General features: G+C 70.7%; 17 protein-coding genes. 9 read left to right on the plus strand and 8 right to left on the minus strand.

Annotated features, from left to right (window positions below; translation table 11 throughout):
* Window positions 1–6: 6 nt before the first annotated feature.
* The 3 genes from xdhB to BLW32_RS12180 all read right to left on the minus strand — a co-directional run bounded on the left by xdhB (window position 7) and on the right by BLW32_RS12180 (window position 5656).
* Window positions 7–2451 (minus strand): xanthine dehydrogenase molybdopterin binding subunit, encoded by a 2445-nt coding sequence (xdhB, locus tag BLW32_RS12170; RefSeq protein WP_068742018.1) that lies wholly within the window; start codon window positions 2449–2451, stop codon window positions 7–9.
* Window positions 2448–3938, minus strand: coding sequence for a xanthine dehydrogenase small subunit (locus tag BLW32_RS12175; protein WP_231857380.1), 1491 nt, complete (start codon window positions 3936–3938; stop codon window positions 2448–2450). Before BLW32_RS12175 ends, xdhB begins: the two co-directional genes overlap by 4 nt.
* A 209-nt stretch (window positions 3939–4147) precedes the next feature.
* On the minus strand, window positions 4148–5656 hold the full coding sequence (locus BLW32_RS12180; RefSeq protein ID WP_068525407.1) for an NCS2 family permease: 1509 nt from the start codon (window positions 5654–5656) through the stop codon (window positions 4148–4150).
* 459 nt (window positions 5657–6115) lie between these two features.
* Here BLW32_RS12180 and BLW32_RS12185 point away from each other — a divergent pair, with 459 nt between their 5' ends.
* The gene (locus BLW32_RS12185; protein ID WP_068525409.1) at window positions 6116–6880 is read left to right on the plus strand and encodes an IclR family transcriptional regulator; all 765 of its coding nucleotides are present in this window, start codon (window positions 6116–6118) and stop codon (window positions 6878–6880) included.
* Window positions 6881–6883: 3 nt separating this feature from the next.
* Here the strand turns inward: BLW32_RS12185 and BLW32_RS12190 are convergent, their stop codons facing one another.
* Complete coding sequence (locus BLW32_RS12190; protein ID WP_139286138.1) at window positions 6884–7249, minus strand: hypothetical protein; 366 nt, start codon at window positions 7247–7249, stop codon at window positions 6884–6886.
* Between the two features lie 139 nt (window positions 7250–7388).
* On the opposite strand from BLW32_RS12190, the gene BLW32_RS12195 reads away from it, so the two are divergent.
* Window positions 7389–8330: an NADP-dependent oxidoreductase gene (locus BLW32_RS12195; protein WP_068742016.1), complete on the plus strand. Its 942-nt coding sequence runs from the start codon at window positions 7389–7391 to the stop codon at window positions 8328–8330.
* Window positions 8331–8372: 42 nt separating this feature from the next.
* Here BLW32_RS12195 and BLW32_RS12200 read toward each other — a convergent pair whose 3' ends face one another.
* The 3 genes from BLW32_RS12200 to BLW32_RS12210 all read right to left on the minus strand — a co-directional run bounded on the left by BLW32_RS12200 (window position 8373) and on the right by BLW32_RS12210 (window position 11311).
* Window positions 8373–9500 (minus strand): DUF7373 family lipoprotein, encoded by a 1128-nt coding sequence (locus BLW32_RS12200; RefSeq protein WP_435594796.1) that lies wholly within the window; start codon window positions 9498–9500, stop codon window positions 8373–8375.
* A gap of 78 nt (window positions 9501–9578) precedes the next feature.
* A complete protein-coding gene (locus tag BLW32_RS12205) occupies window positions 9579–10781 on the minus strand; it encodes an enterochelin esterase domain-containing protein (RefSeq protein ID WP_068742014.1) in 1203 nt (400 codons plus the stop codon).
* Window positions 10778–11311: a hypothetical protein gene (locus BLW32_RS12210; RefSeq protein WP_068742013.1), complete on the minus strand. Its 534-nt coding sequence runs from the start codon at window positions 11309–11311 to the stop codon at window positions 10778–10780. Before BLW32_RS12210 ends, BLW32_RS12205 begins: the two co-directional genes overlap by 4 nt.
* A gap of 57 nt (window positions 11312–11368) precedes the next feature.
* Between BLW32_RS12210 and hisH the strand changes: the two genes are divergently transcribed.
* The 7 genes from hisH (at window position 11369) to BLW32_RS12245 (ending at window position 15638) form a co-directional block, all read left to right on the plus strand.
* Window positions 11369–11998: an imidazole glycerol phosphate synthase subunit HisH gene (gene hisH, locus BLW32_RS12215; protein ID WP_068525419.1), complete on the plus strand. Its 630-nt coding sequence runs from the start codon at window positions 11369–11371 to the stop codon at window positions 11996–11998.
* Window positions 11995–12249: a hypothetical protein gene (locus BLW32_RS12220; RefSeq protein ID WP_068742012.1), complete on the plus strand. Its 255-nt coding sequence runs from the start codon at window positions 11995–11997 to the stop codon at window positions 12247–12249. The genes hisH and BLW32_RS12220 overlap by 4 nt, the downstream gene beginning before the upstream one ends.
* Before the next feature lie 9 nt (window positions 12250–12258).
* Window positions 12259–12993: a bifunctional 1-(5-phosphoribosyl)-5-((5-phosphoribosylamino)methylideneamino)imidazole-4-carboxamide isomerase/phosphoribosylanthranilate isomerase PriA gene (gene priA / locus BLW32_RS12225; protein ID WP_068742011.1), complete on the plus strand. Its 735-nt coding sequence runs from the start codon at window positions 12259–12261 to the stop codon at window positions 12991–12993.
* Window positions 12993–13856 carry an inositol monophosphatase family protein gene (locus tag BLW32_RS12230; protein WP_082791437.1) on the plus strand — a complete coding sequence of 288 codons (864 nt, stop codon included), beginning with the start codon at window positions 12993–12995 and terminating at the stop codon, window positions 13854–13856. The genes priA and BLW32_RS12230 overlap by 1 nt, the downstream gene beginning before the upstream one ends.
* A gap of 25 nt (window positions 13857–13881) precedes the next feature.
* The gene (hisF, locus tag BLW32_RS12235; RefSeq protein WP_068742010.1) at window positions 13882–14658 is read left to right on the plus strand and encodes an imidazole glycerol phosphate synthase subunit HisF; all 777 of its coding nucleotides are present in this window, start codon (window positions 13882–13884) and stop codon (window positions 14656–14658) included.
* Window positions 14655–15002 (plus strand): phosphoribosyl-AMP cyclohydrolase, encoded by a 348-nt coding sequence (gene hisI, locus BLW32_RS12240; RefSeq protein ID WP_068742009.1) that lies wholly within the window; start codon window positions 14655–14657, stop codon window positions 15000–15002. Before hisF ends, hisI begins: the two co-directional genes overlap by 4 nt.
* 75 nt (window positions 15003–15077) lie before the next feature.
* On the plus strand, window positions 15078–15638 hold the full coding sequence (locus tag BLW32_RS12245) for a hypothetical protein (RefSeq protein ID WP_139286140.1): 561 nt from the start codon (window positions 15078–15080) through the stop codon (window positions 15636–15638).
* A 15-nt stretch (window positions 15639–15653) separates the two neighbouring features.
* Here BLW32_RS12245 and BLW32_RS12250 read toward each other — a convergent pair whose 3' ends face one another.
* A complete protein-coding gene (locus BLW32_RS12250) occupies window positions 15654–16112 on the minus strand; it encodes a peroxiredoxin (protein WP_068525902.1) in 459 nt (152 codons plus the stop codon).
* Window positions 16113–16140 lie beyond the last annotated feature (28 nt).

Consider the following 16140-nt stretch of genomic DNA (forward strand, 5'->3'; position numbering starts at 1 on the left):
GCGGGCTCAGCCGAGGGGAGCGGGAGCCGGTGCCGCCGGGGCGGATCCGGCCGCCGGGACGGATGTCCGACGGTGCCCGTTCCCCTGCGGATCGGCCGGAGCCGCGGGGCGCGTCGGCGCCGCGGCGCGCGCGGCCTCGACGGCCCAGTACACGGCCTCCGGCGTCGCGGGCGACGCGAGGTTCACGGACGTCCCGGGCGGCCCGAACGCCGCCGCCGCCTGGCGTAGGGCCTCGCGCACCGAGAAGGCCAGCATGAGCGGCGGCTCGCCGACGGCCTTCGAGCCGTACACGGCACCGTCCTCGTGTGCCTTGTCCAGCAGCGCGACGCGGAAGTCCGGCGGCATCTCCGAGAAGCTGGGCAGCTTGTACGTGCTGGCCGACTGCGTGAGAAGTCGCCCGCGGGTGGGCCGGTCGCTCTCGTCCCAGCGGAGGTCCTCCAGAGTGAGCCAGCCGGCGCCCTGCACGAACCCGCCCTCGATCTGGCCGATGTCGATCATCGGGGAGAGCGAGTCGCCCACGTCGTGCACGATGTCCACGCGCCGGAGGCGGTACGCGCCGGTGAATCCGTCGACCTCGACCTCGCTGGCGGCCACGCCGTACGCGAAGTACTTGAAGGGCTCGCCCTGCATCGCCTTCGCGTCCCAGTGCAGGCCCTCGGTCCGGTAGTACCCGGAGGCGGAGAGCTGCACCCGCTGGAAGTACGCGGCGTGCACCACCTCCTCCCAGGAGAGTTTCGGGGCCGCGGCCCCGAGCCCGCTGATCGTGCCGTCGCTGAACCGCACGTCGGACGGGTTGGTGCCGATGAGCGACGCGGCGACGGCCGCGAGGCGGTCGCGGATCTGCTCGCACGCGTTCTTGACAGCGCCGCCGTTGAGGTCGGCGCCGGAGCTCGCAGCAGTGGCGGAGGTGTTGGGCACCTTGTCGGTCCGGGTCGGCGCGAGGCGCACCCGGGACAGGGGCACGCCCAGTGTGGTGGCGGCGACCTGCAGCATCTTCGTGTGCAGGCCCTGGCCCATCTCGGTGCCGCCGTGGTTGATCAGCACGGATCCGTCCTTGTAGACCAGGACGAGGGCACCGGCCTGGTTGAAGGCGGTGAGGTTGAACGAGATCCCGAACTTCACCGGGGTCAGGGCGAGCGCGCGCTTGACGTTCGGGTGCGTCGCGTTGAAGGCGTCGATCTCGGCTTCGCGGGCCGCGACCTCGCCGGATTCGACGACCTGCTCCCAGGCGGTGCGGACGCGGTCGGCGTGCCGCACGGGCTGGCCGTACGGCGTGCTCTGACCGTCCCCGTAGAAGTTGCGTCGCCGCAGTTCGCGCGCCGACAGTCCCAACCGCGGGGCGCACGTGCCGAGGATGTCCTCGATGACGAGCATGCCCTGCGGGCCCCCGAAGCCGCGGAACGCGGTTTGCGAGGTCTTGTGGCACTTTGCGATCCGTCCGTGGACCGCGATGTTCGGGATCCAGTAGGCGTTGTCGATGTGGCACAGCGCGCGGGCGAGCACCGGCTCGGAGAGGTCGAGGCTCCAGCCGCCGTCGGCGGTGAGGGTCGACTCGAGAGCGGTGATGAGCCCGTCGGCGTCGAAACCGACTCGCCACGTGGCATGGAAACCGTGGCGTTTGCCGGACATCGTCATGTCCTGCGTCCGGTCCAGCCGCAGCCGCACCGGCCGGCCCGTGAGCGTCGCGCCCAGCGCGGCGATGGCGGCGAAGCCGTGCGGCTGCATCTCCTTGCCGCCGAACGCTCCGCCCATCCGCAGGCACTGCACCGTGACGGCGTTGCTGGGCAGGCCGAGCACGTGCGCGACGATGTCCTGCGTCTCCGACGGGTGCTGGGTGCTGGACTGGATGAAGATCTGGCCGCTCTCGTCGACCTGGGCGAGGGAGGCGTGCGTCTCGAGGTAGAAGTGCTCCTGACCCGCGAACTCGAACTCACCCGAGTAGACGTGCGTCGCTTCGGCGAATCCGGCGTCGGGATCGCCGCGCCGCACCGTCGGGCGGGCGCCGTGGAAGCTCTCCGCGGCGATGGCGTCGCCGACCGCGATGAGGGAGGGGAGCGGCTCGAGCTCGAGTCGCACGGCAGCGGCACCGAGCCGGGCGGCTTCGAGCGTCTCGCCGAGCACCCAGCACACGGCGTGCCCGTAGAACATGACCTCGTCCTCGGGGAACAGGGGCTCGTCGTGCTTGACGCCGGCGTCGTTCACGCCCGGGACGTCGGCCGCCGTGAGGACCCGGACGACGCCGGGGACCTGCAGCGCCGGCGCGGTGTCGATCGAGACGATCCGCGCGTGGGCGCGGTCCGACTGGACGGGGTGGGCGTGCAGCGCGCCGGGTGTCCGACCGACCAGATCGTCGGTGTAGAGGGCGGAGCCGGTCACGTGCAGGGTCGCGCTCTCGTGCGGGATCTCCTGGCCCACGATGGGATTCGCGGGGCGTTCGGACAGGTGGCTCATGACAGCTCCCCTCGGGCCGTGGTCTCGGCGAACAGCTTCTCGAGCGACCGGCCGAGCATCGCGACGCGGTAGGCGCCGGACGCACGGTGATCGTCCATCGGGGTGCCCTCGGCCCGCAGCACATCGGCCGCGGCACGAACGGTCTCCTCCGACCACGGGCGGCCCACGAGGGCCTGCTCGGTGGCGGTCGCGCGGAGCGGGGTCGCGGCCACGCCGCCGAGGCCGATCGCGGCCCGGGTGATCGTGCCCGCGTCGACGGTGACCGCGAAGGCGACGGCGACGCTGGAGATGTCGTCGAAACGGCGCTTGGCGATCTTGTGGAACGCGGTGAGCGGGCTCAGCGGCAGCGGGATCCGTATCGCCTTGATGAGTTCGTCGGGCCGGCGCACCGTCGCGCGGTAGCCGGTGAAGTACTCCGCGAGCGGGACGGTGCGCTCGCCGTCGCGCGAGGCCAGTACCAGGCGCGCGTCCAGGGCGAGCAACGCGGGCGGGGTGTCGCCGATCGGCGAGCCCGTCCCGAGGTTGCCGCCCAGTGTCGCGGCGTTGCGGATCAGGCGCGAGGCGAACTGTGGAAAGACCTGGGCGAGCAGGGGGACGCGGCCGTCGAGGCGGCGCTCGATCTCGGACAGCGTGAGCGCCGCTCCGATGTCGAGTTCGTCGTCGTTCCAGTGCAACTCACGGAGCTCGGGCAGGCGGTCGATGGCCACCACGAGGGGTTCGCGGCGCCCCTTGAGGTTCACGTCGACGCCGAAGTCGGTGGACCCGGCGACGAGGACCGGGGATTCCCCGTCGGCGAGGAGATCGAGGACCTCGTCGAGTCCGGCGGGCCGGACGAAGCGGCCCTGCGGGCCGGCGACCTCGGTGTGGGCGGCGGCGGGTGCCGGCGCGGTACGGCGGGCGGCGAGCGGGTCGTCGGGCGCGGGGGCCGCGGGGAGGCCGTAGGCGGCGTCACGGATGGGTCGGTAGCCGGTGCAGCGGCACAGGTTCCCGGACAGGGAGTGCAGGTCGAAGCCGTTGGGCCCGTGCTCCTCGTCGTGAGCGGGGCATGCGGCGTCGCCATCGGCCCGCGGGTTCGACGCGGCCCGATCGGGTCGGTAGAACTCGGCCGCCATGCTGCAGATGAAGCCCGGCGTGCAGTAGCCGCACTGCGAGCCGCCGCGGAGCGCCATCGCGGCCTGCACCGGGTGCAGGTCGTCGGGCCCGCCGAGTCCTTCGGAGGTGATCACCTCCTGGTCCGCCAAGGCTGCTGCGGGGGTCAGGCAGGCGTTGATGGCGGTCCACCGCGTCCGGTCGTCGGGGGCATCGGGGTCGCCTGGGCGGGCGACGAGGATCGAGCAGGCGCCGCACTCACCCTCGGCGCAGCCCTCCTTGGCTCCGGTGAGGCCCTGGTCGCGCAGCCAATCGAGGGCACTCGTGTGCGCCGGGCCGGTGAAGGGTCGGGATCGACCGTTCACGGTCACATGACATCCGGTCAGCGTTTCGGTCACCGCTGCATCCCTACTGAACCGCCGCACGCGGTTCGGACAGGCATGGTTTGCGAGGCTGAGCTGGACCGCTGGTTTTCCATGCGAACACGATCCAGTGCATTTCATGATAGGTGACGGGGATCACATCGGGAAGGGTATTTGGAATCTTCTTTCCGCATCACGGAGTGTGATGCGGGAGCCGTTCCGGCTCGACTCTGCGTCGTTGCAGGTCAGCCGCCGATCAACGCGGTGATCGGTCCTCGGACGAAGTAGAGGATGAATCCGATCGAGACCGCCCACAGTAGCCAGTGCGCCTTCTGTCCGCGACCGCTGAGGACGCTCAGGAGCGCCCAGGTGATGAAGCCCACGCCGATGCCGTTGGCGATCGAGTAGGTCAGCGGCATGGTGACGATCGTGAGGAAGGCGGGGAGGGCCACCGAGAAATGGGTGAAGTCGATCTCGCGGATCTGCGCCACCATCATCGATCCGACGACCACCAGGGCGGCCGCGCCGACCTCCATCGGGATCACGCCGATGAGGGGAGCGAAGAACATCGAGCCCAGGAACAGCACGCCGGTCACGCAGGCTGCGAGACCCGTGCGCGCACCCTCTGCGATCCCGGACGCCGAGTCGACGAAGACGGTGTTCGACGAGCCGGAGGTCGCGCCGCCGGCGACCGCGCCCATGCCCTCGATGACGAAGGCCGAGCGGATGCGCGGGAACGTCCCGTCGGGCTGGCCGACGCCCGCCTGGCGCGCCAGGCCCGTCATGGAGCCCATCGCGTCGAAGAAGTTGGTGAACACCAGGGTGAACACCAACATCGTGGCCGCTAGTGCGCCGACCCGCTCGAAGGCTCCGAACAGGTCGAATTGGCCGATCAGGCTGAAGTCGGGGAGCGCGACGATCTGACCGGGCAGCTCAGGGGCGCTGAGGTTCCAGCCCTTGGGGTCCGGGTGGCTCGGGTCGCCGACGGTGCCGAGCTTGGCGAAGTGCTGGATGACGATCGCGGCGATCGTCGCGACGATCATGCCGATGAGGATGGCGCCGGGGACGCGGCGCGAGACCAGGACGGCGATGAGCAGCAGGGCGAAGATGAAGACGGCGGTCGGGATCGCGTCGATCGACCCGTCGTGGCCGAGCTGGACCGGCGGGCCGGCCGGGGTGCGCGTCACGAAGCCGGAGTTCACGAAGCCGATGAAGGCGATGAACAGGCCGATGCCGACCGTGATCGCGGTCTTCAGCTCGGCCGGGACCGCGCGGAAGATCGCCGTCCGGATGCCGGTGGCCCCCAGGAGCACGATGATCACGCCGTTGATGATGACCAGGCCCATGGCCTCCGGCCACGTGACGTCCTTGACCACCGCGACCGCGAGGAAGGAGTTCATGCCGAGGCCCGCGGCGAGCGCGAACGGAAGTCGCGCGACCACGCCGAACAGGATCGTGATGACGCCCGCCGTCAGGCCGGTGACCGCCGTGACCTGCACGAATCCGAGGGTGCCCTGCGCCGCGTCGGAGGAGCTGCTCAGGATGAGCGGGTTGAGCACGACGATGTAGGCCATCGCGACGAACGTGACGAGCCCGCCCCGGATCTCGCGGGGGATCGTCGAGCCGCGGCGGGTGATCTCGAAGAAGCGGTCCAGGAACGGCGCGCCGGCGCGTGCCGGGCCGTCGGTGCGTTCGGTGGGCGCCGGGGGTTCGACGTGTTCGTCGGCCCCGTTCTGCTCTTGCTGGCTGGTCATGGTGGTCCTCTCGGTCCGGAACGCCGGGCTGGGCCCGTCGCGTTCAGGCGCTCCGGGGAGCGACGGCGAAGTGGGGCTGATCGAAGGCGACGCGTGGTGGCGATCGCGTGGGGCTCCGCAGATTTGCGTTCCGCCCATCGGAAATGTGATTCCGATCACGTCGAGTGAAGCATGCGCTCCCAGGCCTGTCAAGCACATGTTCTGCATGGTTCTCCGCGACTTCCGCCGCGCGACAACACTTGCCGGTCCGGCCTTATGTGTTGACCGGTCGCCGGTCGAGGCGAGTGCTTCAGACGGTGTTCCGTATCGTGGCGGATGACTTTCGGTCAGCAGTCGTCCGTCGCGCCATGTGGTCGGCGGCGGATCGACATCGATACCGCAATACGGAACGCAGGATGGAATTGTGCGCGTACCGTCGTGATTGGAACAGCAAACGACCAGACGTCCGGGGAGGCGATCATGGCGGGGAAGTCCACCTCAGGTGTGCAGTCGGTGGAGCGTGCGTTCGAACTGCTCGAGCTCATGGGGCGCGCCGGCGGCGAGTGCTCGCTCAGTGAGCTGTCGGCGGGCACGCCGCTGCCCCCGCCGACGATCCACCGGTTGCTGCGCACGCTCGTGGGCATCGGCTACGTGCGGCAACTGCCCAACCGGCGCTACGCGCTCGGGCCCCGGCTGATCCGGCTCGGGGAGGTCGCCAACCGCCAGCTCGGCGCCGTCGCCGTGCCCGTGCTGCAGGCTCTCGTCGACGAACTCGAGGAGACGGCGAGCCTCGCGGTCCTCGACGGCGACATGGTGATCTACACCGGCCAGGTGCCCTCGCAGCACAGCATGCGCACGAACAACGAGGCCGGCCGACGGGTGAACCTGCACAACAGCGGCGTCGGCAAGGCGGTCCTCGCGGAACTCGACGACGCCCGCATCGTCAAGCTCGTCGGGCAGGCCGGGATCCCGGCACCCACGCCCAATAGTGTGAGCACCCTGTCCGGGGTCTTCGCCGAGGTGGAGAAGGTCCGCGCCCGCGGCTACTCGATCGACGACGAGGAGCAGGAGGTGGGCGTGCGCTGCTACGCGATGGCGGTACCGGGCGCCCCGACCCCGATGGCGGTCGGCATCTCCGGCCCCGTCTCCCGCCTGAGCGACGACTTCGTCGACCGCGCGATCCCCGCCCTCGAGCGCGCCACCGGCATCATCTCCGACGCCCTGATCGGCGCCCGCGAGATCTGAGCTTCAGTCCGACCAGACGACCACCGCGAGTCGCCGCCGCGCGGCCTCCACGTAGAAGTCGCGGAGCGCGTGGAAGTGATCGGCGATGTATCCGCGCGGGTCGCTCGGTGCCTCGAACCCGAGATCCCGCTCGGCCTGCGCGGGGTCAGCCGAGATCGCGCGTACGGAGTGATCGATGTCGATCGACAAGAGCTGCCTCGCGACGACGGGAAGATCGTCGGGTCCGATCGCCCGCGGCGCCCAGTCCAGGCCGAGGTAGTCCTCGTCGGGGCCGTCGAATGAACACAGCCGATCGAGCACGTCGACCGAGCGGGAGCACGTCGCGAGGTGTTCGCCTGTCACGCGCGCCAGCTGCTGTGTCACAGCCATGGTGCAGTCCCTCCGTCTGATGGTCGTCGAATGATCACTGTCGACGCACGGTAATGCGTGTCCGCACCGTGCGGTACCGGATTTCGGTCGGGGTGATTCGAGGCGGAATTGTCGGCCGCCGGTGGCGGTTGGAACGGTCATGGCGAAAGCAGTAGTGGCACAGGCGTTCGGAGGGCCCGAGGTCCTCGCGGTGGTCGAGCGGGAGCTGCCGGCCCCCGGGCCCGGTGAGGTCGTGGTCGAATTCAAGGCGATCGGGGTCAACCCCATCGATTACAAGCTCTACAGCGGAGCGTTCGGCGACGATCCGTCGACGCTGCCGCAGACCGTCGGCAGCGAGGGTGCGGGGGTGGTGACCGCGGTCGGTCCCGACGCCGTCGGACCGAGGGGCCCGATCGCCGTCGGCGACGAGGTCGTCGTCTACCGGGGTGACGGTGTTTACGCCTCCTCGGCGATCCAGTCGGCGCAGGCGGTGCTCCCGAAGCCGGAGAGCCTGGGCTGGGAGGACGCCGCCGGGCTGCTGCTCACGGGCGCGACGGCGTGGGACGCCGTGGAGCGCATCGGAGTCGCCGCCGGCGACACCGTGCTCATCCACGGCGCAGCCGGCGGGGTCGGGCTGCTGGCGGTGCAGCTCGCGCGGCTCCGCGGCGCCACCGTGATCGGCACTGCACGGACCGCGAACCACGAGTACCTGCGCGGGATCGGCGCGATCCCCGTCGCGTACGACGACGGGCTCGCCGAGCGGGTCCGCGCCGTCGCGCCGGACGGGGTGACCGCCGCCATCGACACCGTGGGCACCGACGAGGCCGCCGACGTCTCGCTCGAGCTGGTGGCGGATCGGCAGAGGATCGTGACGATCGCGGGATTCGGTCGCGCCGCCCAGGACGGATTCCTCGCGATCGGTGGGCCCGACCCTGACAGCGCCCGCATCCGCGACGAGGCCCGCGGCCCGTTGCTGGATCTCGCGGGTGAGGGGAAGCTGGTGAATGCGGTCGCGAAGACGTTCCCGCTCGCCGACGCTGCGCGCGCTCACACCGAACTGAAGGCCGCCCATCCGATCGGGAAGTTCATCCTGATCCCTTAGAGCTGTTCGCGGAATCGCCGACGTTTGGACGGCAATGAGCGCTCAGCGGGCTTCTCCGAGAATGAGATACGCCGCTGCAGTGATCTGGTGAGCCTGGTCGGTTTGCGGAGCCTCCACTGCGGAGACGTAGCGGCCGCGAGATACGAAGCAGGTCGTCATCAGGATCGCTGATGCGGTTTCGCCCAGGCGGTACACATGACAGACCGACCCGGGTACCTGATCTACCGAGAATCGCTTCCGGATCAGGGCACCATTCAGTCGAACCTGGCCGGCGAGGAAGTCTCTGAGCGCGTCGGCGTCGGATGTCGTTCGCGCTCGGTAGACGGTGTTGATTCCCATCCCGACGAGGTCGACGCCGGTTCGGTCGAACGTGCTGCTCGCGGCGACGGTGTCGGGTTCGTCGAGGGCCTGGATGCGGGCGCTGCGATATCCGTACTCGGCGTAGAAGCCGTATTCGCTCGGAGTCTGATTCTGGACCGTGTACGACACGATCTGATCGCGGTCCGCGGTCAACATCGTCGCGAGTTCACCTTCAGGTGCGTGGTACCCGCCTAGACGGTCCACCTGCAGGTCGATGGCCTTGCCCACGAGCTCCTGGGCCCGCCCGGTCGTGCGCGCAAAGGCGGTGATGTACGCGACGGTCGAACCTACAGATGAGATCGCCACCAGCGACCGACTCCCCGCTCCCGGGATTGTCGTATCGGTGATCGGAACCCGGCGGTCCGCCGAGTCGCCGACTCGGACGCCGCTGTCGGCGGTCCTCAGGTCGTCGGCGAGAGACTTCGCATGATCCGGTGTATCGGTCTGGAAGAGTTGCGTCGACATCATTTCGCTGTAGTCGCCGGTCTGGCGAACCGACTTGTAGCCGTACCGGTATCCGTTCCGGCGGAGGATCGGCGCGCTGTTCGAGATGGGGGCCGCGTTGTCGGCGGACATGAGCGGCCCGAGGTATCCAGCAGACCGGGTGAGGCTCGGATCCACGTCGGGGGCTGACAGAATCCTCTCACCTAGATAGTTCGCGGCGAGTACGAGGCGTTGCGCGTCATTCGGTGGCAGCACGGGACGCGGTGCGGTGTTGTACGAACCGGGGTTGATGGATGTGCCTGCGGTCGACGCCGAGGGGTTCCCAGGGATTGCTGCGGAGCACGCGGTCACCAGCATCAGGAGCATTGCCACGGTCCCCAGTCGCCACGCCCGCGTTGCTTCTCGTTGGTGCACCGTCTGATCGTGGCACGGTGTGCTTACCCATCACTTGCTCTTCGGTTGGAGCCATTCAGGCAATGAGGCCGTGAGGAGAAGTGTCGCCCACTGAACCTCATCGTGGCCGCCGGAGTAGACGGTGTGCTCGACGTCGTGACCCGCGGCGCGCGCCGAGGCGGCCAGATCGCGCACGCCCGGCGTGAGTTCCTCCTCGAAAGCCCCGGAGGCAAGGCGGATCGAGAACCCGCCGGGCGGGCACCCGCGGACCACATCGTGGATCCAGCCATGCCGTTCCGTGACGTCGGAGGGCAGCCCGGTGAGGCCGGGCCGCCACCACACGGAGGGGGAGTAGGCGAGAACCTCGTCGACGAGATCGGGGTTCCGCGCCGCGAACGCGAGTGCCGCGAGGCCGCCCAGGCTCTGACCGGCGATGGTCACCCGGCCAAGGGGGCCCGTCACCATCCGAGCGGCAGGGAGCGCATCCTCGGTGATCGCCGGGAACAGGGCATCGTGGGCACCGAGAAACCGGAGGCGCTCACTGGGATCGGCGGGCGAGTCGATGCCGAGCACGGCGCACCGTCGGCCCGCGGCGGCGAGGACGTCGGGCAGGCGGAACCGGTCGAGCCACACGTCGGCGTCGAAGGCGATGACCAGGTCCATCGCGCCCGCGCCGGACGGCACGGACAGCCGGTACCGGAGGGGCGCAGGTGCCAGATCGACGGTGCGGTCGAGCGCCGTCGACGTCGTGGCCGGCGATGCGGTCCAGACGTCGATCCGGGGTGCGTCGGGTCCGGCGAGGACCGATCCGAAGGGCGAGTTCGCCAGCGCGGCAGCGTTGTGCGGGTCGATCCGTGCGCGGCGGAGCAGTTCGCGCGGGGGCGGGATCTCCTCGGTCCCTGCATCGCCCGCGGCGTGCAACGGGAGCATGCGGTAGGTGGCCAGCACGTCGCGCGGTACGGCGAGCTCGACGAACCACAGGTCGCTCGCGGCCCGGCGCCGCATCATTCCGCGGGCCACGTGCCGCTTGTCGGTGAGGCGGTTCACCCAGAGGTATGCGCCCCCGGCGGGGTCCCCGGGAGCGGGGCGCCACGTGAAGAGCGCCCGTACCCGCGTCGGGTCGTCGGGGTCGTCGGTGAGGAGCGGTCTGCCGAGAGACTGCAGCGTGGCCACGGTCGCCACGGCGAGTGGCTCGACCTCGTGGACGATGCAGTGCCGCAACGCATCCGGCGACGGCGCCGGGTGGACCGTCATGTCGTCGGCTCCAGCCCCGTGACCGGCGCCGCGTCCTCGGGCTCGGCTCGGGTGCCCCGGCGGACGCAGTAGGCGGCGAGGAAGGCTCCGGCCGCGGTGATGGAGCAGAGGACGGTGGCGGCGACGTCGTTCTTGTGCTCCACCTTGCGAACGCTCCTGGTGCGTGCGTAGTCGTACGGGGACGGCGCGGCCGAGATCCCGCGTTGTAGTGCGGCACGGTGGGCATCGAATTCCGAGACGGGCGCCGCGGCGGCCGGCGCGTAGAGGTCGAACGTCGAGTTCCCCTTCGAGACGATCATCCAGCAGGTGTCGGCCGGCCCCATGGGGCGTCCCTCACAGCGCACCGCTCCGCCGGGCTCCCGCACGAGGTCCGTGCCAAGGGTGATCGCGCGCCAGGTGACGACGACGCCGATCACGATCAGCAGAACCGGCAGCACTTTCGCGGCGAGGCGGTCGTTCTCGGCCGCGAGCTCGGCGCGGTAGGCCTTCGCCTCCTCGCTGCCCTCGTCCGCCCGGTCGAACACCCCCACCAGCCCAGCGTAATACTGCGATGCGGTGCCTTCTCCGGGCCGATTAGGCTGGACGGCATGAAGACGGTGGCGATCCTCGACTACGGCTCCGGCAACATCCGGTCCGCGCATCGCGCGATGGAGCGGGCCGGCGCCGAGGTCACGGTGACCTCGGACGCGAAGACCGCGCTCGCCGCCGACGGCCTCCTCGTCCCCGGCGTCGGCGCCTACGAGGCGTGCATGGCCGGGCTCAAGGCGGTGCAGGGCGACCGCATCATCGGCGAGCGGCTCGCCGGCGGCCGACCCGTGATGGGCATCTGCGTGGGCATGCAGATCCTCTTCGAGAAGGGGATCGAGTTCGGCGTCGAGACCGAGGGCTGCGGCGAGTGGCCCGGCACCGTCGAACGGCTGCAGGCCGAGGTCGTTCCGCACATGGGCTGGAACACCGTCGAGGCCGCCGAGGGCTCGAAGCTCTTCGCCGGCACCGATGCCGACACCCGCTTCTACTTCGTGCACTCCTACGCCGCGCAGAAGTGGGAGCTCGACATCGCCGACCACATCCGCGCGCCGAAGGTCACCTGGGCCGATCACGGCGGCCGGTTCGTGGCCGCGGTCGAGAACGGACCGCTGTGGGCCACGCAGTTCCACCCCGAGAAGAGCGGCGACGCCGGCGCGGTGCTCCTGAAGAACTGGGTGGGCACGCTGTGAGCGGCAAGCGCGGGCTCTCCCTGGGCCGCCTCGCCCTGTTCTCCCTCGGCGCGGCCGTCGCGGTGCTCGGCGTGGCGGTTCTCCTGCTCAACGTGCTGCGCCCGAGCCCGGCCGTCGGGCTGCTCATCGTCGCCGTGGGGCTCGTCGGCGCGGTCGCGGCGATGGGGATCGTCTCCAACCGGATCGTCGGGCGCGCCGTCGGGAACGCCGAGGACCGGGAGCCCGGAAAGTCGGATGACACGACGCACTAGGCTGGTCGCGTGAGTCTGGTACTTCTTCCCGCAGTCGACGTCGCCGAGGGCCGGGCCGTGCGCCTCGTGCAGGGGGAGGCCGGCAGCGAGACGGCCTACGGGTCGCCGCGCGACGCCGCCCTCGCCTGGCAGAACGACGGGGCGGAGTGGGTCCACCTCGTCGACCTCGACGCGGCCTTCGGCAAGGGCAGCAACCGCGAGCTCCTCGCCGGTGTCATCGGCGAACTGGACGTCAAGGTCGAGCTGTCGGGCGGCATCCGCGACGACGACTCCCTGGCCGCGGCCCTCGCGACCGGCTGCGCCCGCGTGAACCTCGGCACCGCGGCCATCGAGAACCCGGACTGGTGCGCCAGCGCCATCGCCCGCCACGGCGACAAGATCGCGGTCGGCCTCGACGTCAAGCAGCTCGACGGCCAGTGGCGGCTGCGCGGCCGCGGCTGGGTCACCGACGGCGGCGACCTGTGGGAGGTCCTCGAGCGGCTCAACAACGACGGCTGCAGCCGCTACGTGGTCACCGACGTCTCCAAGGACGGCACCCTGACCGGCCCCAATCTCGACCTGCTCGCCGCCGTCGCGGCCGCCACCGACGCGCCCGTCGTCGCCTCCGGCGGCATTTCCGCGCTCGAGGACCTGACGGCGATCGCGACCCTCGTCGACCAGGGCGTGGATTCCGCGATCATCGGCAAGGCGCTCTACGCCGGACGGTTCACCCTCCCCGAGGCGCTCGACGCGGTGTCGCGCTAGTGACCGCCCTGCCCGACGGCTTCACGGCCGACCCCGACCGGCTCCTCGCCCTCGCCGGCGAGGCGCTCGACGCCGTCGCGCCCCGCTTCATCGAGGGCGTCGGCGCGCCCGCGTCCGTCGCGAAGGGCCCGGCCGACTTCGCCACCGACCTCGACCTCGAACTGGAGCGGCGCATCACGGCCGCCGTCGCCGAGGCCACGGGAGTCCCGGTACACGGCGAGGAGTACGGCGGCCCGGCGGTCGACGAGGGCACCGTCTGGGTCCTCGACCCCATCGACGGCACCTTCAACTACTCCGCCGGGTACCCGGCCACCGGCACGCTCCTCGGCCTGCTGCACGACGGCAAGCCCGTGGCCGGGCTGGCCTGGTTCCCGCTCGTCGGAGACGCCTTCGCCGGCCACGTCGCCGGTCCCGTCCGCAACCGCGGCGAGGTGCTCCCGCGACTCGCGCAGGGCGGCCTCGACGACGCCATGATCGCCGTCGGCAGCTTCAGCCGCGGCAGCAACGGACACTTCCCCGGCGACTTCCGGTACGCCATCCTCGGCGAGGTCTCGCGGCGCGTCGCCCGGGTGCGGCAGTTCGGGTCGACCGGCGTCGACCTCGCGTACACCGCGTCCGGCGCGCTGGGCGGTGCCGTCGTCTTCGGGCACCACGCCTGGGACAACGCCGCGGGAGCGGCGCTGGTCCTCGCCGCCGGTGGCCGGGTCACCGACCTCGCGGGCGAGGACTGGCACGTCGGTTCCGACTCGGTGCTGGCCGGCGCCCCCGGCGTCTACGACGAGCTGCTCGCGATCGTCCGGTCGGTGGGCGCACCGTCGGACTACCGCGGCGACCCCGGGCATTCCGGAACCCTGAGCTACTAGACACTTTCGAAGGAGGCCTCGACCGATGACGGTGGCCGTGCGCGTGATCCCGTGCCTGGACGTCGACGACGGGCGCGTCGTCAAGGGCGTCAACTTCCAGAACCTGCGCGACGCGGGCGATCCCGTCGAACTCGCGGCCGCGTACGACGCGCAGGGCGCCGACGAGCTGACCTTCCTCGACGTGACCGCGTCGAGCTCCGGGCGCGGCACGATGCTCGACGTCGTGCGCCGCACCGCCGAGCAGGTGTTCATCCCGCTCACCGTCGGTGGCGGCGTCCGCTCGGTCGAGGACGTCGACACCCTGCTCCGCGCCGGTGCCGACAAGGTCTCCGTGAACACCGCGGCGATCGTCCGCCCGGAGTTGCTCCGCGAGCTGTCCAACCGGTTCGGCAGCCAGTGCATCGTGCTCTCCGTCGACGCCCGCTCCGTGCCGGACGGTGAGGAGCCGACACCGTCGGGCTGGGAGGTCACCACGCACGGCGGCCGCAAGGGCACCGGGATCGACGCGATCGAATGGGCCCGCCGAGGTGAGGAACTGGGCGTGGGGGAGATCCTGCTCAACTCCATGGACGCCGACGGCACCAAGGCCGGCTTCGACCTGCGGATGATCACCGCCGCCCGCGCGGCCGTGCACATCCCCGTCATCGCCTCGGGCGGCGCCGGCGCGGTCGAGCACTTCGCGCCGGCCGTCGAGGCGGGTGCCGACGCCGTGCTCGCCGCCAGCGTCTTCCACTTCGGGGACATGACCATCGGTCAGGTCAAGGACGAGATGGCCACGCACGGTCTGGTGGTGCGGCGATGACCGGACTCGACGAGGCGATCGCCGATCGGCTCAAGCGCAACGCCGACGGCCTCGTCGCCGCCATCGCCCAGGAGGAGGGCACCGGCGACGTCCTCATGCTGGCCTGGATGAACGACGAGGCCCTCGCGCGCACGCTCGCCACCCGGAAGGGCACCTACTACTCGCGGTCGCGGCAGCAACTGTGGATCAAGGGCGAGACCTCCGGGCACGTGCAGGAGGTCGTCGACGTGCGGCTCGACTGCGACGGCGACACCGTCCTGCTCACCGTCCGCCAGACCGGACCCGCGTGCCACACCGGCACCCACACCTGCTTCGACGGGGACCTGCTGCTCGGCCGGGAGTGACCGTGCAGCGCTCCCAGCGCAGCGTGACCGACCTTACCTAGATCTCAGATGGTGTATCGGGTATTCATGTTGTTCATGACTACCGCGACCCTCCTGCGCCGTTTCGCCGTCACTTCCGCTGCCGTGGCGGTCACCGCCGTCGGCGTCGCCGCCCCCGCTACCGCCGCACCGGACCGTCTGAGCGCGGCGGCACTGTCGTTTCCGACCTCTGCGCTGCCCGGGTGGTCCATCAGTCCGGCCGAGGCCGGCGGTGTGGGCCTGGCGCGGGCTCCGTTCGGCCACTCGGGCACCTGGGTGTCGCAGATCCGGATCGGCGACTTCGGCCGGTCCGGACTCGACGTGAAGGGGCTCGCCAGGGCGTTCGCGGTCGAGATCACCAATGGGGGCGGTTACACCGGGCACAGTGCCCGCATCGAGGGCCTGCAGGTCACCGATGCCAGCGTTTCCGGTATCCGGGCCGCTCGCGCCACCGCGAACGTCATTCTCCAGAACGCGCCCACTCGCGGAGAGCGGCTGCGGATCACCGTCGTCGACACGAATCCCGAGACCTACTTCGTCTCGCAGGTGCCGTTCGAGGCGGCGGATCGCCAGGCGCAGGCCGCAGCAGCCGAATCCGGGCTCGTCGCCACGCGCTGACCGACCGGTCCGTGGCTAGCCGCTGAGGGTCCGGAGGAAGGCCAGCGTCTCCTCGACGTGCGCGACCGCCCGCAGCTCGCCGACCACGATGTGCAGCACCGTCCCGTCGGCGTCGATGAGGAAGGTCTGCCGGCGCACCGGCGCCATCGCGAACCTGCCGCGCTTGACGTCGTACTCGGCCGCGACCGCGCCGTCGGCGTCGGTGAGCAGGGGAAAGCCCGGTTCCATCACATCGGCGAAGGCTTGTGTCCGTACCAGCGGGTCCATGCTGATCCCGATCCGCGCCGTGCCGCGCCGGTCGAATTCCTCACCCGCGTCCCGGAACCGCCCGACCTCGGCGACGCATACCGGCAGGCCCGCGGTGAGGTAGAAGAAGACCGCCGCGCGGCCGTCGCCGCGGAGCTCGGAGAGCGTTCGGACGGTGCCGGTGCGGTCGGGGAGTGCGAACTCAGGGGCCTGCTGGCCTATGCGCATGGCCACGAACCTACCGGCGCTGGGATAC

Source organism: Tsukamurella tyrosinosolvens (assembly GCF_900104775.1).
In the GTDB taxonomy this organism is placed as follows: domain Bacteria; phylum Actinomycetota; class Actinomycetes; order Mycobacteriales; family Mycobacteriaceae; genus Tsukamurella; species Tsukamurella tyrosinosolvens.

Excerpts from the sequence above, each read along its gene's own strand:
- BLW32_RS12195 (WP_068742016.1), top strand. The coding sequence starts at position 7,389 with ATGGCGAAAGCAGTAGTGGCACAGGCGTTCGGAGGGCCCGAGGTCCTC.
- BLW32_RS12250 (WP_068525902.1), bottom strand. The coding sequence starts at position 16,112 with ATGCGCATAGGCCAGCAGGCCCCTGAGTTCGCACTCCCCGACCGCACC.
- xdhB (WP_068742018.1), bottom strand. The coding sequence starts at position 2,451 with ATGAGCCACCTGTCCGAACGCCCCGCGAATCCCATCGTGGGCCAGGAG.
- hisH (WP_068525419.1), top strand. The coding sequence starts at position 11,369 with ATGAAGACGGTGGCGATCCTCGACTACGGCTCCGGCAACATCCGGTCC.
- hisI (WP_068742009.1), top strand. The coding sequence starts at position 14,655 with ATGACCGGACTCGACGAGGCGATCGCCGATCGGCTCAAGCGCAACGCC.
- BLW32_RS12200 (WP_435594796.1), bottom strand. The coding sequence starts at position 9,500 with ATGCTCCTGATGCTGGTGACCGCGTGCTCCGCAGCAATCCCTGGGAAC.
- hisF (WP_068742010.1), top strand. The coding sequence starts at position 13,882 with ATGACGGTGGCCGTGCGCGTGATCCCGTGCCTGGACGTCGACGACGGG.
- BLW32_RS12185 (WP_068525409.1), top strand. The coding sequence starts at position 6,116 with ATGGCGGGGAAGTCCACCTCAGGTGTGCAGTCGGTGGAGCGTGCGTTC.
- BLW32_RS12205 (WP_068742014.1), bottom strand. The coding sequence starts at position 10,781 with ATGACGGTCCACCCGGCGCCGTCGCCGGATGCGTTGCGGCACTGCATC.
- BLW32_RS12190 (WP_139286138.1), bottom strand. The coding sequence starts at position 7,249 with ATGGCTGTGACACAGCAGCTGGCGCGCGTGACAGGCGAACACCTCGCG.
- BLW32_RS12180 (WP_068525407.1), bottom strand. The coding sequence starts at position 5,656 with ATGACCAGCCAGCAAGAGCAGAACGGGGCCGACGAACACGTCGAACCC.
- BLW32_RS12245 (WP_139286140.1), top strand. The coding sequence starts at position 15,078 with ATGACTACCGCGACCCTCCTGCGCCGTTTCGCCGTCACTTCCGCTGCC.